The organism is Nesterenkonia sandarakina (genome assembly GCF_014138825.1).
GTDB classification, from domain to species: domain Bacteria; phylum Actinomycetota; class Actinomycetes; order Actinomycetales; family Micrococcaceae; genus Nesterenkonia; species Nesterenkonia sandarakina.
The window spans coordinates 2,560,710-2,582,016 of record NZ_JACJIH010000001.1; the positions used below are offsets into that span (position 1 = coordinate 2,560,710).

The 21,307-nt window shown below is 67.9% G+C and carries 24 protein-coding genes; 11 read left to right on the top strand and 13 right to left on the bottom strand.

From position 1 onward, the window contains the following. The first annotated feature begins 29 nt into the window (after positions 1 to 29). On the top strand, positions 30 to 812 hold the full coding sequence (nth, locus tag HNR24_RS11655; RefSeq protein WP_058889577.1) for an endonuclease III: 783 nt from the start codon (positions 30 to 32) through the stop codon (positions 810 to 812). Then, positions 805 to 1,590 (top strand): NUDIX hydrolase, encoded by a 786-nt coding sequence (locus tag HNR24_RS11660; RefSeq protein WP_220477226.1) that lies wholly within the window; start codon positions 805 to 807, stop codon positions 1,588 to 1,590. The genes nth and HNR24_RS11660 overlap by 8 nt, the downstream gene beginning before the upstream one ends. A gap of 83 nt (positions 1,591 to 1,673) precedes the next feature. On the opposite strand, the gene HNR24_RS11665 is transcribed toward HNR24_RS11660, so the two are convergent. Continuing rightward, positions 1,674 to 2,411, bottom strand: coding sequence for a PIG-L deacetylase family protein (locus HNR24_RS11665; RefSeq protein WP_182495866.1), 738 nt, complete (start codon positions 2,409 to 2,411; stop codon positions 1,674 to 1,676). A 108-nt stretch (positions 2,412 to 2,519) separates the two neighbouring features. On the opposite strand from HNR24_RS11665, the gene HNR24_RS11670 reads away from it, so the two are divergent. The 6 genes from HNR24_RS11670 (at position 2,520) to HNR24_RS11695 (ending at position 7,284) form a co-directional block, all read left to right on the top strand. Next, a complete protein-coding gene (locus tag HNR24_RS11670) occupies positions 2,520 to 3,035 on the top strand; it encodes a hypothetical protein (protein ID WP_182495867.1) in 516 nt (171 codons plus the stop codon). Between the two features lie 182 nt (positions 3,036 to 3,217). Then, a complete protein-coding gene (locus HNR24_RS11675; protein ID WP_182495868.1) occupies positions 3,218 to 4,348 on the top strand; it encodes a CpaE-like family protein in 1,131 nt (376 codons plus the stop codon). Beyond that, on the top strand, positions 4,341 to 5,495 hold the full coding sequence (locus HNR24_RS11680) for a TadA family conjugal transfer-associated ATPase (RefSeq protein WP_182495869.1): 1,155 nt from the start codon (positions 4,341 to 4,343) through the stop codon (positions 5,493 to 5,495). Before HNR24_RS11675 ends, HNR24_RS11680 begins: the two co-directional genes overlap by 8 nt. Beyond that, entirely contained in the window at positions 5,492 to 6,337 is an 846-nt protein-coding gene (locus HNR24_RS11685; protein ID WP_182495870.1) for a hypothetical protein, read from the top strand. Before HNR24_RS11680 ends, HNR24_RS11685 begins: the two co-directional genes overlap by 4 nt. Beyond that, positions 6,330 to 6,968 carry a type II secretion system F family protein gene (locus HNR24_RS11690; RefSeq protein ID WP_182495871.1) on the top strand — a complete coding sequence of 213 codons (639 nt, stop codon included), beginning with the start codon at positions 6,330 to 6,332 and terminating at the stop codon, positions 6,966 to 6,968. The genes HNR24_RS11685 and HNR24_RS11690 overlap by 8 nt, the downstream gene beginning before the upstream one ends. Positions 6,969 to 6,978: 10 nt before the next feature. Continuing rightward, positions 6,979 to 7,284 (top strand): thiamine-binding protein, encoded by a 306-nt coding sequence (locus tag HNR24_RS11695; RefSeq protein WP_058889584.1) that lies wholly within the window; start codon positions 6,979 to 6,981, stop codon positions 7,282 to 7,284. Here the strand turns inward: HNR24_RS11695 and HNR24_RS11700 are convergent. Next, positions 7,271 to 8,257, bottom strand: a complete 987-nt coding sequence (locus HNR24_RS11700; protein ID WP_182495872.1) for a DUF4031 domain-containing protein — start codon at positions 8,255 to 8,257, stop codon at positions 7,271 to 7,273. The genes HNR24_RS11695 and HNR24_RS11700 overlap by 14 nt on opposite strands. Positions 8,258 to 8,502: 245 nt before the next feature. On the opposite strand from HNR24_RS11700, the gene HNR24_RS11705 reads away from it, so the two are divergent. Together HNR24_RS11705 and HNR24_RS11710 are read left to right on the top strand one after the other, a co-directional pair. Next, on the top strand, positions 8,503 to 9,501 hold the full coding sequence (locus HNR24_RS11705) for a TAXI family TRAP transporter solute-binding subunit (RefSeq protein WP_259392452.1): 999 nt from the start codon (positions 8,503 to 8,505) through the stop codon (positions 9,499 to 9,501). Then, on the top strand, positions 9,498 to 11,618 hold the full coding sequence (locus tag HNR24_RS11710; RefSeq protein ID WP_182495874.1) for a TRAP transporter permease: 2,121 nt from the start codon (positions 9,498 to 9,500) through the stop codon (positions 11,616 to 11,618). The genes HNR24_RS11705 and HNR24_RS11710 overlap by 4 nt, the downstream gene beginning before the upstream one ends. 147 nt (positions 11,619 to 11,765) lie before the next feature. Here the strand turns inward: HNR24_RS11710 and HNR24_RS11715 are convergent, their stop codons facing one another. The 4 genes from HNR24_RS11715 to HNR24_RS11730 form a co-directional block, all read right to left on the bottom strand. After that, positions 11,766 to 12,044: an Lrp/AsnC family transcriptional regulator gene (locus tag HNR24_RS11715; protein WP_058889587.1), complete on the bottom strand. Its 279-nt coding sequence runs from the start codon at positions 12,042 to 12,044 to the stop codon at positions 11,766 to 11,768. 91 nt (positions 12,045 to 12,135) lie between these two features. Continuing rightward, the gene (gene menC / locus HNR24_RS11720) at positions 12,136 to 13,266 is read right to left on the bottom strand and encodes an o-succinylbenzoate synthase (protein WP_182495875.1); all 1,131 of its coding nucleotides are present in this window, start codon (positions 13,264 to 13,266) and stop codon (positions 12,136 to 12,138) included. Further along, positions 13,266 to 13,994, bottom strand: a complete 729-nt coding sequence (locus HNR24_RS11725; protein WP_220477228.1) for a MurR/RpiR family transcriptional regulator — start codon at positions 13,992 to 13,994, stop codon at positions 13,266 to 13,268. The genes menC and HNR24_RS11725 overlap by 1 nt, the downstream gene beginning before the upstream one ends. Further along, a complete protein-coding gene (locus HNR24_RS11730; protein ID WP_182495876.1) occupies positions 13,991 to 14,803 on the bottom strand; it encodes a GNAT family N-acetyltransferase in 813 nt (270 codons plus the stop codon). Before HNR24_RS11730 ends, HNR24_RS11725 begins: the two co-directional genes overlap by 4 nt. 51 nt (positions 14,804 to 14,854) lie before the next feature. Between HNR24_RS11730 and HNR24_RS11735 the strand changes: the two genes are divergently transcribed. Continuing rightward, on the top strand, positions 14,855 to 16,021 hold the full coding sequence (locus HNR24_RS11735; protein ID WP_182495877.1) for a M20/M25/M40 family metallo-hydrolase: 1,167 nt from the start codon (positions 14,855 to 14,857) through the stop codon (positions 16,019 to 16,021). 7 nt (positions 16,022 to 16,028) lie between these two features. Here HNR24_RS11735 and HNR24_RS11740 read toward each other — a convergent pair whose 3' ends face one another. The 7 genes from HNR24_RS11740 to HNR24_RS11770 form a co-directional block, all read right to left on the bottom strand. Further along, complete coding sequence (locus tag HNR24_RS11740) at positions 16,029 to 16,427, bottom strand: Rv3654c family TadE-like protein (protein WP_058889591.1); 399 nt, start codon at positions 16,425 to 16,427, stop codon at positions 16,029 to 16,031. After that, positions 16,424 to 16,774, bottom strand: a complete 351-nt coding sequence (locus tag HNR24_RS11745) for a TadE family type IV pilus minor pilin (RefSeq protein ID WP_182495878.1) — start codon at positions 16,772 to 16,774, stop codon at positions 16,424 to 16,426. Before HNR24_RS11745 ends, HNR24_RS11740 begins: the two co-directional genes overlap by 4 nt. After that, positions 16,758 to 16,961 carry a DUF4244 domain-containing protein gene (locus HNR24_RS11750; RefSeq protein WP_083505045.1) on the bottom strand — a complete coding sequence of 68 codons (204 nt, stop codon included), beginning with the start codon at positions 16,959 to 16,961 and terminating at the stop codon, positions 16,758 to 16,760. Before HNR24_RS11750 ends, HNR24_RS11745 begins: the two co-directional genes overlap by 17 nt. A gap of 164 nt (positions 16,962 to 17,125) precedes the next feature. Next, entirely contained in the window at positions 17,126 to 17,599 is a 474-nt protein-coding gene (locus tag HNR24_RS11755) for a hypothetical protein (protein WP_182495880.1), read from the bottom strand. A gap of 113 nt (positions 17,600 to 17,712) precedes the next feature. Next, the gene (locus HNR24_RS11760) at positions 17,713 to 19,401 is read right to left on the bottom strand and encodes a dipeptide ABC transporter ATP-binding protein (RefSeq protein WP_058889593.1); all 1,689 of its coding nucleotides are present in this window, start codon (positions 19,399 to 19,401) and stop codon (positions 17,713 to 17,715) included. Continuing rightward, on the bottom strand, positions 19,398 to 20,294 hold the full coding sequence (locus tag HNR24_RS11765; RefSeq protein ID WP_182495881.1) for an ABC transporter permease: 897 nt from the start codon (positions 20,292 to 20,294) through the stop codon (positions 19,398 to 19,400). Before HNR24_RS11765 ends, HNR24_RS11760 begins: the two co-directional genes overlap by 4 nt. After that, positions 20,291 to 21,307, bottom strand: a complete 1,017-nt coding sequence (locus HNR24_RS11770; protein WP_198144760.1) for an ABC transporter permease — start codon at positions 21,305 to 21,307, stop codon at positions 20,291 to 20,293. The genes HNR24_RS11765 and HNR24_RS11770 overlap by 4 nt, the downstream gene beginning before the upstream one ends.

Consider the following 21,307-nt stretch of genomic DNA (forward strand, 5'->3'; position numbering starts at 1 on the left):
CCCATGAGGCTTTCGTAGAATGGTCTGCGATGAGTCAAGAGACCCTGCTGGGGAAGAAGCGCCGCGTGCGCCGGATCAATCGCGTCCTGGGGGAGGTCTACTCCTACGCCGTGGCCGAGCTGGACTTCAACAACGCCTTCGAGCTGCTGGTCGCCACGGTGCTCTCCGCGCAGACCACCGATGTGCGGGTCAATGCGATCACCCCGGAACTCTTCCGCCGCTGGCCCGACGCCCACGCCATGGCCCACGCCGAGGAGCATGAACTCGCCGAGGTCATCCGGTCCACGGGCTTCTACCGGGCCAAGACCCGCTCGCTGCTGGGGCTCTGCAACGCGTTGGTCACCGAGCACGACGGCGAGGTGCCCGGTTCCCTGGATGCGCTGGTCAAGCTGCCCGGGGTTGGCCGCAAGACCGCGTTCGTGGTGCTCGGGGACGCCTTCGGCAAACCGGGACTCACCGTGGACACGCACTTCGGCCGGCTCGCCCGACGGCTGGGGATGACCCAGCAGCAGGACCCGGTGAAGGTGGAGCAGGAGGTGGCCGAGCTCTTCGAACGGCGCGACTGGACCGACCTGTCCCACCGCCTGGTCTTCCATGGGCGGCGGATCTGTCATGCCCGGCGTCCTGCCTGCGGAGCCTGCCCGATCGCCTCGCTGTGTCCCTCCTTCGGCGCCGGGGAGGTCGATCCGGAGACGGCGGCCACCCTGTTGAAATACGAGCTGGCCCCGGGGCGCGAGGAGCTGCTGGCGAAGATGCAGGCCGGGCATACCCGCCGGGAGCTGCGCGCGCAGGGATACCTGCTCAGTGCGTGATGCCGAGGCCGCACGGCACGGACCCGATGTGCTCGGCGGGGGAGTCCCTGCGGAGTTCTCGCTGACCGGCACCGCGGTCCCGACCCGGCTCGAGGCCCTGCTGCAGCAGGGGCGCGATTACGCGCGCACGCATCCGGAATCCTCAAGCTCCGGCGGCTGGTGGAATCCGCGCCCGACCACCCGGCCCCCGCGTGAGACTCCGGCAGGTATGGAGAACGCCCGGCAGGCCGCGGTGCTGATGCTCTTCTGCGCCCCCACCCCCGACGAGGACCAGGCGCACCTGCTGCTGACCGAACGTTCCCCGGGGCTGAAGAAGCACCCCGGGCAGATCTCCTTCCCCGGCGGGGCGCAGGAGAAGTTCGATCGCGATCCGACCGCCGCGGCACTGCGGGAGGCCCAGGAAGAGGTGGGCCTGGACCCCGCCCGGGTCCAGGTCTTGGGCTCGCTCCCGCCGGCTCCGGTGCCGATCAGCGGCTTCATGGTGACACCGGTGATCGGCATGGCTGGGCATACCGGGGTTCTGCGTCCGCAGACCGGTGAGGTCGAGCGGGTGCTCACCGTGCGACTGGATGCCCTGATCGAGCCGGAGAATCGCCGGATGACCGTTCTGCCTCGCGCAGGAACCGTGTTCAAGGCACCGGCGTTCCTCGTGGGTGGCACGCTGATCTGGGGTTTCACTGGGATCCTGGTGGACCGGGTGCTCAACCGGCTGGGCTGGGAGCAGCCCTGGGACCCCGAGCGCAGCGTGGACCCGGGGGAGTACCTGCCCGGGCTCTAGGTCCCGGTGCCCAGGCGGGCTCGCCCGCTGCAGATGAGTCCGGGTTTCAGGGTCGCAGTGGGCTCGGGCTTCAGGGTCGCAGGTCAGCTCATCCGGTGCACGGCCACGCCGAGGGCATGGTCGACTCCGGGCAGATCCGCCGCCTGCTCTGCAGCCATGGACTCCAGCATCTGCCGGGTCTCCGCGGCGCCTCCCAGCTCCTGAAGGTACTGCTCGTGAGCCTCCAGCGAGGCCAGGCCCTGCTGAAGCGGCTCCCCGCTGATGTCGATCACATGGGTCGGTGCCGAGCCGAAGACCAGCAGCTCACGCACCGCCCACGGTTCGAGCCGCTCCTGCTCGAGAAGCTCGCGGAAGACCCAGGGATTATCGGCGTCCCGGACGGCGTCGAGGGTGGCGAGCCCGGTCGCGCGGTGATCGGCATGGTTGAGTCCCCAGGCCACCTCGAGCTCCCAGGTCTGGGTCAGCACCACCTCGGGGCGCAGCTGCCGGATGCGCCGGGCGATCTGGCGTCGGGCGTCCAGGGAGGGTTCCAGCGTCCCATCCGGGAGATCCAGGATCACCAGGTCGGAGACGCCGACCAGCTCACAGGCCCGCCGCTGCTCCTCGGCGCGGATCTCCGCGGCTTCCTCGGGGTCTCGGCTGCGCATCCCGGCTTCCCCGGCGGTGAGAAGCAGATAGGAGACCTCGGCGCCGCGCGCGGTCCAGCGGGCGACGGCGGCCGATCCGCCGTACTCCATGTCGTCAGGGTGCGCCACCACGCACAGCACCCGGCGCAGCTCGGAGTCCTGATAGGTGGGCAGGGGAGAGGAGTCTGGGCTCATCGGCCCAGTCTAGAGGCGGACGGCGCGGTGCGCAGGGGCTGGAGCTCTTGGCACCCACGTCCCTGAATCGGCCGCCTGAGAAAGCAGGCTCGCCGTATGATGCCCCTGATGCCCGAGAAGATGTCGCCTCGTCGATCACCGGTCGGAGGAAAGAACATGACTCACAGGATGCTCAATCGCACGTCGTTGGTTCGAGTCATCGCTGCGGTGGCACTGTCAGCGGAAACGCTGGCAATCGTGGGGTTATACGCTGCGTCGATGCTCCTCGCCGGGGGGATCGGGCCTGAGGATCCTGGGACGGAGACGGTAAGCACCTTTGGTGTTCGTGTGTTCACGACCGCGATCTTCCTCCCGTTAGCGGTGGTGTCGGCGCTCACCGCAGTCGCGGTTGTTCGCGAACCAGCCAGGAGGTGGAAGAGAGTGGCCACACTGGTCGCACTGGTGTTGATCACTCTGGGCAACATGGTCCTTGCCGTGTTCGCAATCACCGCTGGCCACCTGGGGTGGGCGCTCTCCCTGGGAGCGGCAACAGTGGTTCTCTCAACGGCTCTGTGGCAGTTGTTCAACTCACATCGGAATCACTCGAACTCGAGATCAGAGGGCGAAGTCGCGGCCCGGAGCTGAGTGATCGTCCTGCTTACGTCACTGGAAGTTTCTGCGGAGCTACAGCCGTCCGCAACGAATCTTCCACGCTGCTTCTCCGTGGACTTTTCCCCACCTCGGGTGAGATCCCGCTCTCCGATGGAGCGGCCCACAGCTCGGCAGCCCCGGCGGACCCCAGCCACAACCCGCGGCAGGGTGAAGGCATGGACCCTGAACCTCGCCTTCTGCTGATCACGGCGAACCGTGTGCTGCGTGACGACGTCGCACTGATCGCGGCCACCGTGGGAGCTGCGCTGGAGTGCCGTGAAAGCTGGGATGCCGTGGCGCCCCGGGACTGGGCGGTCCTGATGTGCGGTGCTGACTCCCCGCCCGCGTCGGCCCGTCACGGGCGCGGCGCGCTGCTGCTGGGAGACCCAGGCGGGGGCCCCGGAGAGGAGCAGCGGCTGTGGAAGATCGCGGCAGAGCACACCGGGCTGCGGCCGGTCCCGCTGCCCGCCGCAGAGGGATGGCTGGCCCGGCACCTCAGCGAGCAGCTCCTGGACCGCAGCCCTGGCCGGGTCGTGGCGGTGGCCGGCGTCTTGGGCGGGGTCGGAGCCAGCACCGTGGCGTATCTCCTGGCGGCGGAGCAGGCAGTGCGCGGGGCGTCGGTGCTGCTCATCGATGCTGACCCGGCGCCGGGGTCTGGGATCGCAACACTCTCAGATGCCCGGTCACATCGGATGGCAGCTGGGGCGGGGATGCCCACCCCAGATGCACGTCGCAGGCCGGAGCCCGTGCCCAGCGCAGAGGGCGTCGCAGAATTCGGGTGGGAGGCGCTTGCCGACCTGGAGGGAGAGATAGCCGCCACGCAGCTGGCCGCCGCGCTGCCGGTTCGGGACGCAGTGCATGTGCTCAGCGGAGCTCCCGGTCGCCAGGTGCGGCAGCGGATGCTGGAACCGGTGGTGCGTGCGGCCCGCAGAGCCTTCGACACCGTGCTGATCGACCTCGGACGGGATCCCGAGACAGAGTCGCTGGTGCGCGAACACCTGGATCAGCTGCTGCTGGTCACCCCGTGCAGCGCACGCGGCGCCGCCGCGTCCCGGCAGCTGGGCGACGCAGACGGAGCCCCGCGGATGCTGGTCGTCAACGGAGCCGCGCAGGCTGGGTGGGATCTCAACGATCTGACGCTCGCCGCGGACCTTCCACTGGCCGGAGCCATCCCCGAACAGCGCTGGCTCCGCCGCGAAGAGGACCTCGGTGCAGCCTATGAGTTGCTGCGCTCGCGGCGAGGCGCCTCCTGTATAGGAGCGCTGCTGGAGGTCCTGGACCTGGAACAACGGGTCCGCCATGAGTGATCAGCAGCTTCAGGCCCTCCGGGAGAAGCTGACCAGCTCTCCGGAGCCGGTGACCGCCGCGCGCATCGCTGAGGCGGTCCGCGCCGCAGGGTTGGCGCTGGGAGCTCGAAGCACCGGTGAGCTGGTCAGGGCGCTGCGCGATGAGCTGGTCGGGTTAGGGCCGCTGCAGCCGCTGGTCGACCAGCCCGGTGTCACCGATGTGCTCATCGATGGGCTCCGGCAGGTCTGGACCGACGGGGAGGCCGGACTGAGGCTGACCGCGGTGAGCTTCGCGACGGAGGCGCAGGTGCGCGGTCTGGCGCGGCGACTGATCGCACTCTCGGGCGGTCGGCTCGATGAAGGCCAGCCCTGCGCCGACGGCCGGATCGGGGACTGCCGGATCCACGCCGTGATCCCGCCGGTCGCGGTGGAGGGCACGATGATCTCGGTGCGCATCTCCCGCGGTTCGACCTCGAGCCTGGATCACCTCGCGCAGCAGTGGGACGCCCCGGAGGTGTGGCTGCCGGTCCTGCGTGGCATCATCGAGGCCCGGATGAACTGTCTGATCTCCGGCTCCACCGGCTCCGGGAAGACCAGCCTGCTGGGAGCGATGCTCGCCGAGTGCCCGCAGCAGGAGCGAATCATCATCGTGGAGGACACCACAGAGCTGCGCCCGGACCACCCGCATGTGCTGCACCTGCAGCAGCGCCGGGGCAACGTTGAAGGAGCCGGTGCGCTGGGAATCGGCCAGCTGGTCCGAGAGACGCTGCGGATGCGCCCGGACCGACTCATCGTCGGGGAGTGCCGGGGCAGCGAACTCAAGGACTTCCTGGCGGCGATGAACACCGGGCACCAGGGGGCGGTGGGGACGGTCCACGCGAACTCTCCTCAAGCGGTGCCAGCCCGGCTCACCGCGATGGGCGCGCTCGCCGAGCTCTCACCGGAATCGGTGGCGCTGCAGGCCGGGGCCGCCCTGGACGCTGTCATCCACATGGAGCGCCGCCGTGGACGTCGGATGCCGGTGGCGATCTCCCTGGTCCATTGCCGAGAACGGGTGCTGCAGATGGTGCCGGCGCTGGTGGGCGGGCTGCTCGGTTCGGCTGGCCGAGCGGACGTGCAGACCCAGAGCGGATGGGACGAGCTGACCCGCCGGATCGGTCTGCGATGACCGAGCCGGCGCAGCTGCTGCTGATCTGCGCTCTCGGGACGGCCGCGGCGATCGCAGGTCTCCTCGGGGTTCCGCCGTCTCGCCGGGCGTCCGATGGCCTGCGCCGCCGGGTGCTCGGAGTGATCCCGCTGGTCAGCGGGATTCTGCGAGGCAGCAGATCTCATGGTGGTGGCGAGGATGAGCTGCGCGGCAGCGCCGAGGTGCTGCTGCACCAATACGCGGCGCTGCTGCAGTCGGGAAGGTCGCAGGCGCAGGCCTGGGCCGACCTCAGTTCACACTGGCGCTCGCGGGACACCGAGCACCCGCTGACCCGGGTCTGTGTGCTGGCGGCCGCGGCGGAGCAGGCGGGACTCGGTGCCGTGGTCGGGCTCCGGCGCAGCCTGGACTCGCTGAGTATCCCGGGGTCTCCGGCCCGGGGGCGGCGCCTGTGGACTGCGGCGGCCACTGTGCACTCCCGGGTCCTCGGGTCCGGTGGCTCGCCCGGCGCTCGGGGGGTCCTCGCAGAGGTCCTCGAGAGTCTGATCAGCAGCCATGCGCTCTCTCAATCCACGGGTGCGCCACTGGCGGGGCTCTGCCGCAAAGCGGCCGACTCCATGGAGGACTCGGCTGCGCTGGAGGCCGCCGTGCGCGCCGCGGCGGCTGGTCCGCGTCTGACCCAAGGCATCCTCGCCGCGCTGCCCGTGGGCGGAGTGGTGCTGGGAGCGCTGATGGGGGCTGCTCCGCTCGCAGTCCTGTTCGGCTCGGTGCTGGGCTGGGGGTGTCTTCTGCTGGGCCTGGGGTGCATGCTCCTGGGCTGGCACTGGAGCAGCGCCATGATCCGGTCGGTGGCGCGGCATGGCTGAGGGGCAGCTGCTTTCGGGACTCTTGTGCGCGCTGCTGGTGGGTCTCCTGGTGCTGCTGGTGTCGGTCCCACCAGTGCCTCACCAGCGACGAACCCCCGCAGGCGGCTTCACCGCGCGGAAGTCCCCCGCGCAGAAGTCCACCGCGCAGAGATCCTCCGCGAGATCCCCAGCGCAGAGTTGCTCCGCGGAGAGATCCGCGCCACCGCGCGCCCCCGAGGCGGCGACGCTTCTGGACCTCACGGCAGCGATGCTGCGCGCCGGTGTCGGGATCGACGCTGCTGTCCAACGGCTGGCCGAGGACGTCCCGGGTTGTGCTCCGCTGGCCCGGGTGCATCGTGGACTGGCCGCAGGTCAGCAGTGGAAGCACGCCTGGTCCTGCGTAGCCGGTGACACCCCGCTGCGCGAGTACGGGCAGGAACTGGCCTTCGCCCACGCCACCGGTGCGCCCACGGCAGAGCTGCTGGAACTCACCGCGACCCAGGCGCGCAGACGGCGCAGACGCGCCGTGGAGGAGCAGGCCGCTCGGCTGGGAGTGCAGATGGTGCTGCCTCTGGGGCTGTGCTTCCTGCCGGGCTTCATCCTGATCGGCGTGATCCCCGTGGTCCTGGGCATGGTCCAGGAACTGACGTAATCTGTGACTCATGTTGGCAGCCTTCTCCGTCGCGCCCGTCGCCGTGGACACCCCCGACGGGTCGCTCAGCGCGGCCGTGGCCGAAGCCGTCCGTGTGGTGCGTGAGTCTGGGCTGCCGCACGAGACCACGTCGATGTTCACCACCATCGAAGGCGACTGGGACGAGGTCTTCGATGTCATCCGTCGCGCCACCGAGGCCGTGGCCGCGGTCAGCTCCCGGGTCAGCCTCGTGGTCAAGGCGGATATCCGCGAGGGATTCACCGGACAGCTCACCGAGAAGGTGACCCGGCTCGAGCAGCGCCTCAGCGGCGACTGAGCTGCTCGAGCTCGCGCGTCAGATTCACTCGAGCCTGCGGCTCCCACCGCTGGACCCCGGTGGCGGTGCGGAACAGCGACGGCGCTGCGAGCAGCCGCTGCAAGACCTGCGCCCTGCCGCGACGGAAGTCCTCCTCGTCCACGTGGCTGTAGTCCGCACGCACGGCTGCGACGTAGCGCGAGTAGTGCTCCGGCGCCTGGGCCAGCACTGCGAGATCGGCGTCCACCAGCACCGCCCCTGAGCGGTCCCCGGTCTGAGGGTCGTGGTGCGCGGTGAGCCGCACCAGCCGTGCGGTCTCCGCCACCGCGCTTGCGGGGAGCAGCGCCTCGAGCCGTTCCTCCGCGAGCCTCGCAGAGAGCTCCTCATCGGTCTCGGGCGCCCCGGCGTAGACGGCGTCATGGAACCAGGCGGCCAGCGCGACGACCGGGCGCTGCTGTGACGTCAGTTCTCCGGCCCGCTGGAGCGCACCCACCCCGTGCAGCACCGAGCCGAGATGGGTCAGTGAGTGGTAGTTCCGGTGTGGCTCGGACCAGCGGCCGAGCAGCTCCTCGCCCAGCGCCAGCCACGGCTCGTCTGCGCCGGCGAGCCGGGAGGCTGGGCCGTCGTCGTCGGTCTCGTGGTGCCCGGCGGAGGGAGCGCTGCGCCGGGCCTGGTCCCACTGCGCGCCCAACCGGTCCCAGGCGCGCGTCAGGTTCCGGCGCAGCTTCTCCGGGCGCTGCGCGGCTGGGATCCGCAACCCGCAGCCGAGCAGGATCCGGGTCAGCTCGCGCCCTGAGACCGGCACCGCCCCACGCCCCACCAGGTCATCGAACCGGTGGGCCGGCACATCATAGTGATCCCGATCGAAGGCGCGGATGCTCACACCTGCGGCCTGGGCGGCCCCGTGCAGCTCCTCGAGCGAGTGATCCGAGATCAGGTGGGAGAACACGGTGCCGTGCGCCGGCCAGGTCGGCGGGTCGATATAGATCGTCATCCCGGCTCCTCCTGACTCTCGACGCCTCGGCGCGTGGATTCCACGCTGCGAAAAACACGAAACACCCTGATCATCCGTATGGGACAGTCTAAGGAGGGTCGCCATCTACCCACTAAAGTGTCTTGCACCACGGTAAAGTGGCTGACTACACATCGCACCGTGTACTCAATCCGTGGGCTGCTCAACGCATCTCGGGACATCCCACGCACCTTGATATCACTCGACTGAGGAGAAGACTCATGAAAATGCGTCGAACAGCAATTGCGGCGACCGCCGCAGCCGCACTGGCCCTGTCCGCCTGCGGAGGGGACGACGAAGGTGGGGACGCAGAGGTCCAGACCGGCGACGAGGACAGCTTCACCAATGAGCTGACCTTCGGCACCGGAGGCACCGCCGGCACCTACTTCCCGCTCGGGGACGAGCTGGCCGCGATCTTCGAGGACAACATCGAGGACGTCTCGGTCACCGCCATCGAGACCGGCGGATCCGCAGACAACCTCGGCGGGATCTATCAGGAGGAGATGCAGCTCGGCCTGAGCCAGAACGACACCGCCGCCAGCGGCGTGGCCGGTGAGATCGAGGACCTCGACGGCATCGAGCTGGACAACTTCGGCTGGATCTCGAACCTCTACCCGGAGGCCGCGCACATCATCGTCCGCGAGGACTCCGGCATCGAGTCCATCGAGGACCTCGAGGGTCAGACCATCGCCGTGGGCGACGTCGGCTCCGGCACCCGCGCGATCTCCGACGCCATCCTGGCCGCCCACGGCATCGAGGAGGGCGACTACACCGCAGAGGTCGCCGACTTCGGCACCTCCACGGACATGCTCGCGGACAGCCAGATCGACGCCTCGATCTTCGTGGTCGGCACGCCGGTCGCCGGTCTGACCCAGCTGGCGGCCTCCACCGATGTCTCGCTGCTCGGTATCGAAGATGAGATGACCGAGACCATCGCCGGTGAGTCAGGGGCCGAGGCCTATGGCATCTCCGCAGACGCCTACGACTTCCTCGACGAGGACGTCACCACCGTCTCGGTCTTCGCCGCGCTGGTCGCCTCCACCACCCAGGTCAGCGAGGATCTCGGTTACGAGATCACCGCCGCCACGCTGGAGAACGCCGGCGACATCACCCTCGAGGTCGGCGAGAACATCACCGAGGAGAACGCCCTGACCGGCATCGGCGACATCCCGCTGCACCCCGGTGCGCAGCGGTACTTCGAAGAGCAGGGCATCGAACTGCCGTGACACGCAGCACCGCTGAGAATCGCTCCCCGGCTCCTGCGGATCAGCAGGAGCCGGGGGTCGGTGCGGAGGAGCGGGCGGCCGAGGTTCTTCGGCAGCACGACACCTCGAGTCGATTCCGGACGGACCTGGGATGGTGGACCTGGCTCGTCGGCGGGCTCTCCGTGGCCTTCACCCTGTACCACCTCTACTACGCTCTCGAGCGGCCCTTCACCGGCTGGATCCACGGCGCCCTGCACCTGGCAGGCGCCACCTCCCTGGTCTTCCTGCTCTACCCAGCGAGCAAGAAGCTGCTCAACGTCCCGCCCAGCGGGGTCCTCTGGAAGGACCTGCTGCTCGGTCGTGGCCGCGGTGTGCCCTGGTATGACGCCGTTCTCGCGGCAGCTGGCATGGCCGTGAACCTCTACATCGTCTTCCGCTACGACTACCTGGTCGGCAACGCCGTGCAGATCCTGGGCTTCAGCGCCCTGGACTACACCGTGGCTGTGGCGGGGACCCTCCTGGTCCTTGAAGCGACCCGCCGCTGCGTGGGTCTGCCGATCGTGATCATCGCCAGCGTTGCCATCGCCTACGGCATCTGGGGCAACATGAGCCCGATCTTCCCGCATCGCGGGCGATCCTGGGATGCCTTCGCCGCGGAGACCTTCCTCTCCACCCGTTCCATCTTCGGCACCCCGCTGCAGGTCTCAGCAAACTTCATTTTCCTGTTCCTGCTCTTCGCCGTGGTCCTGCTGCGCACGAACATCGGCCAGTTCTTCAACGACCTGGCCTTCCGGGCCGCGGGCAAGTACACCGGCGGCCCGGCGAAGGCCGCCGTCGCGGCCTCAGGTCTGCAGGGCATGGTCTCAGGGTCCTCGGTGGCCAACACCGTCGCTTCGGGCTCCTTCACGATCCCGATCATGAAGAAGGCCGGGTTCAAGCCACACTTCGCCGCGGCCACTGAGGCCACTGCCTCCACTGGCGGGCAGCTGATGCCTCCGATCATGGGTGCTGCGGCGTTCATCATGGCGCAGAACGTCCCGAACGTGGAGTACAACGACCTGATCGTGATCGCGATCATTCCCGCGCTGCTCTACTTCCTGGGAGCCTTCCTCTCGGTGCACTTCGAGGCGAAGCGTCAGCAGATCAAGGGACTTCCGGTGGAGGAGCTTCCGAGCATCCGGTCCCTGCTGACCCGGGCGGACCTGCTGCTGCCGCTGGTGGTCATCATCGGCACGCTGATCTCGGGGCTGACCCCCACGCGGGCGGCGCTGCTGGGCATCGCCACAGCCATCGTGCTGAGCTTCTTCCGTTCCTCCACGCGACTGAACCTGCGTGGCTTCGTGGAGCTCTTCATCGCGGCGGCACGGACTGCGCTGCCGGTGATCGCCGCCTGCGCCACGGCAGGCATCGTGGCTGGCACCGTGACGGCGACCGGACTCGGTGGTCAGCTCGGCCGCGGGCTGGTCTCCATCGCCGGAGGCAGCTTCCTGCTGGTGCTCTTCTTCGTGATGATCGCCTGCATCATCCTGGGCATGGGCCTGCCGACCACCGCGAACTACGTGGTCACCGCCTCCGTGGCGGCGCCGATCCTGTACAACAACTTCGACGTCCCGCTGATCGCGGCGCATATGTTCGTGTTCTTCTTCGGCATCCTGGCAGACATCACGCCACCGGTCTGTCTGGCCGCCTATGCCGGTGCCGGCATCGCCGGGGCGAACCCGATGGCGGCCGGTGTGGCGGCGGTGAAGATCGCGCTGGCCGGGTTCCTGATCCCGTACGTGTTCATCCTGCAGCCGGCGCTGCTGCTGCAGGGCACCTGGGACGAACTGGCAACGTCTCTGCTCACCGTGATCGTGGGGATGATCGCGCTGGCCGCAGGCCTTGCCGGGTATCTGCTGCTGCGCGCGAACGTCGTCGAGCGGGTGCTGCTCATCCTGGGCGGTCTGATGCTGATCTACCCGGATCTGTTGATCTCGGTCGGCGGCATGGCGGCCCTCGCGGTGGCCGTGGTCCTGCAGGTCGTCCGGCGCGGCCGCGGGGACGGGTCGTCTGAGACGACTGAGCCCCAGGACGACGGCGCACGGGTCACCGCCCGCGGCGGTGGCTCCGTGGAGAACCCCGCACCGGGGATGGCCTGAGTCCAGGCGCCGCGGTGGAGTCCCTCAAGCGCTGCACGCGGGATGCTGAACCCGCTGCGCTGAAGGCCTGAAACGCTCTACTCCGAACAGACACTGAGGGCCCGACCGGATTCCGGTCGGGCCCTCAGCGTCTGAGGAGAACCCGGGCTACTCTCCGCCCAGGCTGAAGCTGGCTTCGAGCTCCTGATCCGAGTAGGTGCGGAACGCGACCATGGTCTCGGTGTCATGGACCGTGGCCACCTTGGAGATCTTCGCCGGGACCAGGTCGCTGAGATCCTCCAGGTTCGGAGTCTTCACCATCGCCACCAGATCCCACTTCCCGGTGACCGAATACACGGCCTGGACCTCGTCGATATTGGCGATGTCCTGCGCGGACTCGGGGATCCGGTGCGGATCGGTCTTCATCATCACGAATGCGGTGACCATGGTCTTTCTCTGCCTCTCAGTAGATGAGACGTCGCGAGCACTGCCGACTCTTCAGGGTACTGATGTCAGGATAGTGCGCCGCAGGCACGGGTCAGGCCCGGAAGCGCTCCTGCCTGGTGGCATGGGCGTCGATGACCTTGCGGCGCACGCCGTGGCCGAGCCCTGGTGCGGTCGGGACCTGCACCACTCCCTGGTCCGCGGTGACCGGAGGATCGATGATGTCTTCCGCGTAGTACTTCCCGGAGGCTGACACATCTGAGGGCAGCGTGAAGCCGGGCAGTGAAGAGATCGCCACATTGGCCAGCCGGCCGACGCCGAACTCGTGCATGCCTCCGCACCAGACCGGCCAACCAGCCTCGGAGGCGAGGCGATGGGCGTCTCGGGCTGCACTGAGCCCGCCCATCCGGGAGACCTTGATGTTGAGCACGTTGCCCGCCTTCAGGGCCAGCGCGGTGCGCAGGTCATCGAGGGTCTCCACCGACTCGTCCAGGCAGACCGGGGTCTCCAGCGCGGCGGTCAGCCGCGCGTGATCCAGGAAGTTCTTCGGGGCGAAGGGCTGTTCGATCATAGTCAATCGGTAGGGGTCCAGGGCGCGGAGCACCTCGAAGGCTGCCTCACCGCCGGGTTCGGTGGATCCCGGGTAGGCCCCGTTGGCGTCGACGTGGACATCGAGGTCGGGGAAGGCTTCGCGCACCGCGCGCACCGGCTCCACATCCCAGCCCGGGGCGATCTTCAGCTTCACTCGCGGGTAGCCCGAGTCGACATGCCGGGCCACCTCGGTGAGCAGCGCCTCGATGCTCGGCTCGATGCCCAGGGACACCCCCGCGATGACGCTGTCGCGTTCACCGCCGAGTGCTGCTGCCAACGGGATTCCCTGCGCCTGCGTCCACAGGGTCCAGGCGGCCATCTCGATCCCGGCCTTGGCGAAGTAGTTTCCGCGGACCTTGGCGTAGAGTCCGGCGATCTCATCGGGGTGCTCCCACTGGGCGCCGAGCACGGCGGGGATCAGATGCTCGACGGCGGTCTGCCACGCCGTCGTCGTGGTCTCGGGGGCGTAGAAGGGTCCAGCGGGTGAGGCGATCTCACCCCAGCCCACGGATCCGTCCTCGGCGATCATCTCCACCAGCAGGTGACGCAGCGAGGACTTCCGGTGCGAGCTGGTCTCGAAGGCATGCCGCAGGGGGAGCTCGACGTCATGGAGCACTATCTCGGTGGCGCGCATCAGATATACAGTCCCATCTCTTGGATCAGTGATTCCCTCTCGGTCAGCCGGCGTCGGCTTCCCTTGGCGCTTGCCGTGGTCAACGCAGTGAGCAGGTGGATCACTGCGGCGACGCCGGTGGCGGAGTCCGTGACGGAGGCGGAGTCGGTGGGCACGATCACTGCTTCGCTGGCCGGTTCCACCACGGGTGCCTCCGCTGAGTCGGTCACCACGACCACCGTGCCACCGCGCTGGGAGAAGGCCTGCACCAGCTCTGCAGTCTCGCGGCGGTAGCGGCGCATCGAGAACGCGACCAGGACATCGGTGCCGCGCACATCGGTGAGCACGTCGAGTCCGCGGGTGCTCTGGCCATCGATCAGCCAGACCTGCGAGAGCCCGTGAGAGAGATCCAGATCCAGCAGGTGCGCGAAGGCGGCGGACCTGCCATGACCGACGATGAACCGACGGCGGGCCCCGGCGATCAACGCGGCGGCTCGGGCGACGGAGTCCTCGGTCTCGAAGCTGGCAAAGACCCGGTCCAGGTTCTCGCGCTCCTTGCGGATCAACCTCGCCTGCAGGGTCTTGGCCGAGGCGCGAGGAGTCATGCTGGCTCCGAAGCGTGCCGCGGGATTATCCGGCCCCCGAAGCTCCTCCGGCACCTGCTCCTCTGGCACCTGCTCGTCCGGCGCCGTGCCCGGGTCCTGGCCCGGCACATCGTCGCGGCTGTTGCTGGTTCGGTTGCTGCTCACGATGGCCTCGTGAAGCTGTAGACGGCCAGATCCTCATCTACGCGGCGGCAGGAGACTGCCACGAATCCCTGGTCGAAGATCTCGCTGAAGCGGCTCCGGAGCGTCTCGACGACTGCCGGATCGGTGGGCTGCTGGGCGGGAACGGCGAGCGCCATCGAGTCGCCATGAGACCGGGTCTCTCCGGGAGCGGTGAGCGGCTGCTCCGCCAGTTCGGCGTCGAACTCATGGGATGCGCCGGGCAGCCTCGGGGCGCTGTCACCCCCGAGGCGCCATTCCACGGTGATGCGATCGGTGCCCGGGCCGGCCAGGGCGTCCCGGGTGAACCAGCGGCCCTGTGCACCGAGCACGTCCAGGTTGAAGTGCGCGTTGCGGCTGATCATCGGGTTATAGGTCCAGCGCATCCGGCTTGAACCCTGCCGGTGCGCGACGGCGGCCTGGACGTTCTTCAGCGCACGGCCCACCCCCTGTCCCTGCAGGTCCTGGGCGACCACCGCGGCCTGGGAGAAGTGATAGATGTGCGGGTCTTCCGGATCGGTCTCCACGGCGGTCCAACCGAACGCCATCCCGCGCACGGCGCCCGCGGCGTCGAGCGCGCCGACGACGGTGCCCCCGTAGGTGAGCAGGTTCTTCAGCAGCCGGGCGTTGATGCCCTGATCCTCCCCGCTGTAGGAGAAGACATCGCGATAGAGCCTGCAGGCAGCTTCCAGCTCGGCGACTTTGGTGAGGCCCCTGACCTGAACCCCGTCTGCCAGGCTGACCGATTCCGGCATGGCGGGGGCAGCGGGTGCGACGGCATCCTGGTCTCTCATGCGGTCCTCTCGAAGCCTGGTCAATGTTCTTACGTTGCGTATCATAGTCCCATGGATACCCCTTCTCCCACTGCTCTGCTTGATCTGGCGAGGAATCGCTACGAGAACACCCTGGAACTTCTGGAACGCATGGTCGGAGTCGAGTCTCCCACCGGCGACGCGGCGGGAGTCACTGCCGTCGCGGATCAGGTGCGCGAGCTCTTCGCCGAACATGATGCCGAGGTCTCTGCCCAGACCGGGGAGTGGGGGACCCACCTGGTGCTGGACATTCCGGGAGCCGGGGAGCAGCGGGATGCTGCTCCGGTGCTCTTCGTCGGGCACTCTGACACTGTGTGGCCCACCGGAACGCTGCAGAACATGCCGTTCCGCGTCGAGGATGGCATCGCCTATGGGCCCGGGATCTTCGACATGAAGTCCGGGCTGCTGATCATGCACCAAGGCCTGAGCGTGAGCACCGAACTGGGGCTCTCCCGGCCGCCGGTGCGCGTGATCGTGGTCGGGGATGAAGAGATCGGTTCCCCCAGCTCGCGGGAACTGCTGCTGACCAGTGCGCAGGGGGTCAGTGCGGTGCTCGGCTTCGAGTCGCCACACCCGGGTGGGGCGCTGAAGGTGGGTCGGCTGGGCAGCACCAGGCTCCGGCTGCAGATCACCGGGCGCGCCTCGCATGCCGCACTGGACCCCGAGGGTGGGATCAACGCGATCGAGGAGCTGGTGGATCAGATCCTGGCGCTGCGGAGGATCATCGGTGCTGCCCAAGAGGCCGCCCCGGGAGACGTGCTGTGCAATGTCGGCACCATCACCGGGGGAGGGAAGACCAACGTGGTGCCCGCGGCGGCATCTGTGGAGGTGGGACTGCGGTTCCGCACCCCCGAGGTCGAGGAGCAGGTGCTGGCGGCGATCCGGGGACTGGCTCCGGTGCGTCCAGATGCCCAGCTGCAGGTGCACACCTTGTCCCAGCGCCCCGCCTGGCAGGCCGACGCCGCGGATGAGCAGCTGCTTGCCGCTGTGGAGGCCGCTGCCCAGGACGCCGGACTTCCCGGCGTGGGCGGTCGTCCCGCGGCTGGCGCCGGAGACACCAATTTCCTCGGTTCAGGGCTGCCGACCCTCGACGGGTTCGGTCCTGACGGTGCAGGAGCCCACGCCGATCACGAACAGGTCCGGCTGGAATCGATCCCGGAACGGATCGCGCTGCTGGCGGCGCTGCTGTCCCGGCTCTGATCCAGGCTCACCCGGGAGGCCCGGCGCGCGCCGCACCACGACTGAGCAGTGCGGAGAGGTCCACGCCACCGGGGTCGATCAGTCGTTCGGGAAGGATCGGCACTGCGGTGCGCACCAGCACCTCGGTGCCGTGTTCGCCGGTCACGGTGCAGCTGGTGAGCTCCACCGCATTGTGCAGGGCGACAGTTTCCGCCACGGTGCACGGGCTGCCGGTGCTCAGCCCGCGTGCCGCATCGGCTCCGGCGAGCGCCGCCAGGTCCGCCCCGCGGGCAGCCTGCGCGGAGGAGACCGCGACCAGGCTCGCAACCTGCGCCGCCGCGAGCAGCAGGAGCAGCACCATGATCAGCCCCAGCGCCGCCACCGTTCCCGAGCCGCGCTCCCCGGTGGTGCGTCTGAGGTGTCTCACGGAAGGGTCTCGACCCGGGCGGTGGCCCGGGCGTCCTGGGTCATCGCGACCTCGATCCCTCCCAGGATTCGCACGGGACGTGTCAGCGAGACCGTGACGAAATCCTGGTCGTGGCTGAGCGCGAAGGACGCCTCCTCGCCAGCGATCCGTCTGGCGGTCCGTTGCGCAGCCTCCGGTCCCTGCCCACGCGCGAGCTCGCGGGCCGCGGCGCCGGCGCCAGCCTCCAGGCTGACCTGGGCCGCTCCGTGCAGCCCGAGTGAGAGCACGAGCAGCAGCACCAGCACCACCGAGGGCAATGCGAGGGCGAACTCGGCGCTGATCGAGCCGCGCTCAGAAGGAGAGCGCACGTTCGATGATGCCGGTGAGCAGTCCACGGGCCGTGCCGGAGCTCAGCACCGCGACCAGCAGTCCCGCGAAGCCGACTGCGGCGAGCATGACGATGCCGTACTCGGCAGTTGCGAGGCCGTCTTCCTCCTGATGCAGCTGCCGCGCCCACAGGGCGGACTTTATCGCGGGAGTGCGCGTAGGATCCATCTCCCTGGTGACGCGTGTGATGACCGTGGCTTCCATGACTGTGCCTTCCGTGATGGGTGAGAGCTGCTGACTGCAGATGCTCTCCAGTGTGGGAGGCCAGATCAACCATCTTCTATGGGAGCTTGAGGCTGTGGAGAGGTCTCAGGTGGCGGCTGAGATCACGGTCACTGGGGTAAAGGACGTGGCGCCACCGGTGCGGGCACTGAGGGACCGTCGCTGCCGCGGTGCGGCCCAGCAGTCCTGAGCATGCTCACCATAATGCCGCCACCGACCAACAGCCCCAGAAGACTCGTTGACCTCAGCCAGCCTTCGACGAGGCTGGCGGAGATGTTCATCCAGAGCAGCAGCAGCGCTGTGGTCATCAGAAGAACCCCGACCCACACCGCCGCCACTCCAAAGGCCGTGCGGCCGGTGACGGTGACTGCGAGGTAGAGGTAGTGGGAGAGCACCAGCCCCGCCGCGGCGAAGAACGTGATCTCCGTCAGCACCACGCGAAACACGCCCATCTCATCGGGCACGGGTGCGTTTGTGTCGGTGAAGATGGGAAAGAACAATCCCAGCAGCACCAGCAGCAGAGGGCCGGTGACAGCAAGGTGAAGAAGCTTCATCGGGTAGGTGCGGTATTGGGACTTCAGCATGTTTGTCCTGGGTCGGGGCGGACCGAATGCGGCCCAGCTTCGGCGGTGGTCCAGTGCTGGTCCTCTCGACAGGGGCACCTCACAGGCGGACCGACCGAACCCTACGAGATCCTTCAATCTCTCACCAGCCTCGACTCCTCCGTGTGGCTCCGGATGCGCTCACCGGGGAGCGCATCGATCAGACGCCGTGTATAGGGGTGTTGAGGAGCCTCGAACAGATCCGCGGTGGGCGCGGTCTCCACGATCCGTCCCTGGTCCAGGACAGTGACGCGGTCGGCGATCTGTCGGACCAGGCTGAGATCGTGAGAGATGAAGAGGAAGGTCAGTCCTTCGGCTCGCTGGAGCTCCATCAGCAGGTCCACGATCTGGCGCTGGATCGACACGTCAAGGGCGCTGGTAGGTTCATCAAGCACCAAGACGCCCGGCAGATTTACCAGCGCCCGCGCGATGGCCGCCCGCTGCCGCTGACCTCCCGAGAGCGCCTCGGGGCGCCGCTTCCAGAGCTCCGGCGCCAACGCTACCTGCGTCAGGACTTTGCGAGCGCGCCGCGAACGTTCTGCGCGGCTGAGTCGGTGGTGGATGCTCAGAGGCTCCTCGACGAGTTCCTGCACACTCATCCTCGGGTTCAAGGCAGCCAGGGCGTTCTGGTAGATCAGCTGCAGCCGCTGCGCCTGGGGGTTCGTCGGCGGTGGACGATGCTGCAACCTCTGGCCACTCACGCGGACGGACCCGGAGTCGAAGGAGCTCAGCCCTGCGAGGATCCGTGCAAGGGTCGTCTTGCCGGAGCCGGACTCCCCGACCAGGGCGTGGATCTCTCCGGCACGGACCGAGAGGTTGACGTCCTCAAGGACGGGTGTGGAGGCTCCTGGGTATATCTTGTGCACGCCGCTGATCTCCACGGCGGGTTCCCGGGTGAGGCTCTTAAGCTCGGCGTCGAGATCCTCTCTGGTGGGTGACTCGAGGCTGGTGGGGAGTGCCTGCTCGTAGCGGGGTCCCGTGGCGTAGCGGTCGGGGGAGAGTACTGGCACGTCACGGAAGAGCTGCCGGGTGTATTCGTGCCGGGGCCCGGCATGGAGCTGATCGACCTGAAACTGATCCACAATCTCACCCTGGTTGATCACCGCGATGTCATTGCTGTGGTCGGCAGCCAGTGCCAGATCGTGAGTGATCAGCAGGACCGAGAGTCCGTGTTCCTCCTTGAGATCATCTAGGAGTCGAAGAATCGTGCCTTGGACGGTGACGTCCAACGCGCTGGTCGGTTCGTCGGCGATGAGCAGCTTCGGGTTTCCGGAGATGGCCAGTGCGATCAGGATCCTTTGGAGCTGACCTCCGGAGAGCTCGTGGGGGTAGCTGCGAAGCTTCGTCGCCGGGTCCCGGATGCCCACCCGATCCAGCAGCTCCTCCGCCGCGTCTCGGGCTTGGTTCTCGGGCATCTTCCGGTGCAGTCGAAGGTCGGAGACCAGCCGCGCCCCGATCCGCTGCACCGGGTCCAGGGAGCTGAGAGGGTCCTGCGGAATGTAGCCGAGCTCGGATCCGCGCAGCTCTCGCCACTGTCGTTCCGTCTTTCCCCGCACGCTGTGACCGGCAAGTCGAATGTCGCCGCCGAGGATCTCCCCGTTGCGCGCCAGCAGACCCACGGCGGCGGCGGCGAGGGTGCTCTTTCCAGACCCGGACTGCCCCACCAGCGCCAGAGTCTGTCCTTGTTTCAAGCTGAACGAGGCGTCGGACACGACCGCCGCGGCGGCCTTCCCACGTCGCCTGTACCCGATGCTCACCTGGTCGAATTCGAGGCTGTAGGTCATTGGACTGCCTTTCGCTGCGCGGAGAAGATGACGGCGATCCGGCTGATCGCCAGAACTGTCACGACGATGACGACGCCGGGAAGGACGGTCATCCACCAGGAGGAGGCCAGATACTCACGTCCCTCTGAGACGAGGAGGCCCCATTCGGGCTGTGGCGGCGGAGCCCCGAATCCCAGGAAGCTCAGCGCGGTGATCCAGAGGATGGCGGCGCCGAACTGCAGCGCCGTCATGGAGAGCACCGGACCATAGGAGCTCGGCAGGATATGGCGCACCAACAGTCGACCGGGCCGCACCCCGAGGTGTCGGGCGGCCTCCACGAAGGGAAGGTTGCGTACTCGCAGAACCTCGGAGCGCATGAGCCGTGCGAAGGTCGCTACCGAGGCGATGCCGACCGCCACTGCCGCGTTGAGAGTGCCGAAGCCCAGCGCGACGATCACGACCATGGCCAGCAGCAGTCCCGGAATCGAGAGCAGCACGTCCACGATCCGGCTGATCACGGAATCCAGGATGCCGCCGAAGTACGCGGCCAGCAGGCCCAGTGTGGATCCGATGCTGAGGCCCACCAGGACAGCCACGGAGGCGCCGAAGAGGGTCTGCTGGGAACCGAAGACCACTCGAGAGAGCAGATCGCGCCCGAGGTAGTCGGTGCCGAACCAGGCAGTGGAGCTGGGAGATTGGAGCACGCCTACTCCCGAGACCTCATAGGGTGAGCCCGGTGCAAGGACTCCAGGGGCAACGACGGCGACGCCCAGCAGCGCGAGGAACAGCACCGCCGCTGTGTCGCCGAGGCGCGCCACACTCAGGTGCGCGGGCACGCGTCGTCGGACGAATCCGCGGTGAGGTGCGTTGGATGCTCGGGGGAGTCTTGGACGGGAGTCGTGCTGGGTGCTCATGACCGGGATCCTGTCTTGTCCGTGGTGGGAAGCCCGCTCGCAGACTCCAGCCCCGTGTTCTCTGTCTTCGTCCTCGGGCTGACCCGGGTCCGGGGGTCTAGCAGCGGGTAGGTGAGGTCGGTGAGGATGTTGACTACGGTGAAGATCACCGCGACCAGCATGACTACCGCGAGCACCACCGGACCATCCTGGGATCGCACCGCCTGCTCCGTCACGAATCCAAGCCCGGTGCGATTGAAGACGGTCTCGACGATGACGGCACCGGTCAGCAGCTCTCCGATCGTGAGCCCCAGCAGGGTGATGGCAGGAATGGATCCGTTCTTGGCGATGTGTCCGAAGATGATGCTGCGCGGTGCATAGCCGCTGGAGCGCAGGACGTTGACGAAAGGCTCATCGGAGGCTCGGTCGAGGCCTTGGATCAACACCTGCGCCACTGGTGCGCAGGCACCTGCCGCCAGGGTGACAGCGGGCAGGATCAGGGACTTGAAGCCCTCATCTCGAATGGAGGAGAACCAACCGAGGTTGTAGGCGAAGACCTGCAGCAGGACCAGCGCCACCAGGAAGTTCGGCGTGGACAGAGAGACCACAGGGAGATTCCTGACAAGGGTGCGCAGCGTCTGCCACGGGGCGAAGACCGCGGTGAAGGCGAGACCGAACGCGAAGATCGCGGTCAGCAGCAATGCCAGCGAAGCCAGTGCGGCGGTCTCCGTGATGCCCTGGGCGATCAGATCCGTCACCCGGCGCCCGGTGCTCAGCGAGAACCCGAGGTCTCCTTGGAACACCCGGCCGAGGGAGACCGTGAACTGCTCGTACCAGGGCCTGTCGAGGCCATAGTAGGCCAGAATGCCAGCGGCCTGATCCTCCGGAATAGGGTTCTGCGGGTTGTCGATCCGGCTGCGGATCGGGTTTCCCGGCAGTAGGAACAGGACCGTCCAGACGAATACATACGTCGCGAAGATCACCAGGACCCCTTGGAGGCTGCGGCTGATCACGGTGCGTGAGGTGAGGTTCAC

Bases quoted from the DNA above. Each gene is read 5' to 3' on its own strand.
- HNR24_RS11755 (WP_182495880.1), bottom strand. From the start codon at position 17,599: ATGCTGAAGTCCCAATACCGCACCTACCCGATGAAGCTTCTTCACCTT.
- HNR24_RS11665 (WP_182495866.1), bottom strand. From the start codon at position 2,411: ATGAGCCCAGACTCCTCTCCCCTGCCCACCTATCAGGACTCCGAGCTG.
- HNR24_RS11680 (WP_182495869.1), top strand. From the start codon at position 4,341: ATGAGTGATCAGCAGCTTCAGGCCCTCCGGGAGAAGCTGACCAGCTCT.
- HNR24_RS11715 (WP_058889587.1), bottom strand. From the start codon at position 12,044: ATGGTCACCGCATTCGTGATGATGAAGACCGATCCGCACCGGATCCCC.
- HNR24_RS11705 (WP_259392452.1), top strand. From the start codon at position 8,503: ATGCGTCGAACAGCAATTGCGGCGACCGCCGCAGCCGCACTGGCCCTG.
- HNR24_RS11735 (WP_182495877.1), top strand. From the start codon at position 14,855: ATGGATACCCCTTCTCCCACTGCTCTGCTTGATCTGGCGAGGAATCGC.
- nth (WP_058889577.1), top strand. From the start codon at position 30: ATGAGTCAAGAGACCCTGCTGGGGAAGAAGCGCCGCGTGCGCCGGATC.
- menC (WP_182495875.1), bottom strand. From the start codon at position 13,266: ATGCGCGCCACCGAGATAGTGCTCCATGACGTCGAGCTCCCCCTGCGG.
- HNR24_RS11765 (WP_182495881.1), bottom strand. From the start codon at position 20,294: ATGAGCACCCAGCACGACTCCCGTCCAAGACTCCCCCGAGCATCCAAC.
- HNR24_RS11760 (WP_058889593.1), bottom strand. From the start codon at position 19,401: ATGACCTACAGCCTCGAATTCGACCAGGTGAGCATCGGGTACAGGCGA.
- HNR24_RS11730 (WP_182495876.1), bottom strand. From the start codon at position 14,803: ATGAGAGACCAGGATGCCGTCGCACCCGCTGCCCCCGCCATGCCGGAA.
- HNR24_RS11685 (WP_182495870.1), top strand. From the start codon at position 5,492: ATGACCGAGCCGGCGCAGCTGCTGCTGATCTGCGCTCTCGGGACGGCC.
- HNR24_RS11750 (WP_083505045.1), bottom strand. From the start codon at position 16,961: ATGGATCCTACGCGCACTCCCGCGATAAAGTCCGCCCTGTGGGCGCGG.
- HNR24_RS11700 (WP_182495872.1), bottom strand. From the start codon at position 8,257: ATGACGATCTATATCGACCCGCCGACCTGGCCGGCGCACGGCACCGTG.
- HNR24_RS11695 (WP_058889584.1), top strand. From the start codon at position 6,979: ATGTTGGCAGCCTTCTCCGTCGCGCCCGTCGCCGTGGACACCCCCGAC.
- HNR24_RS11690 (WP_182495871.1), top strand. From the start codon at position 6,330: ATGGCTGAGGGGCAGCTGCTTTCGGGACTCTTGTGCGCGCTGCTGGTG.
- HNR24_RS11675 (WP_182495868.1), top strand. From the start codon at position 3,218: ATGGACCCTGAACCTCGCCTTCTGCTGATCACGGCGAACCGTGTGCTG.
- HNR24_RS11670 (WP_182495867.1), top strand. From the start codon at position 2,520: ATGCCCGAGAAGATGTCGCCTCGTCGATCACCGGTCGGAGGAAAGAAC.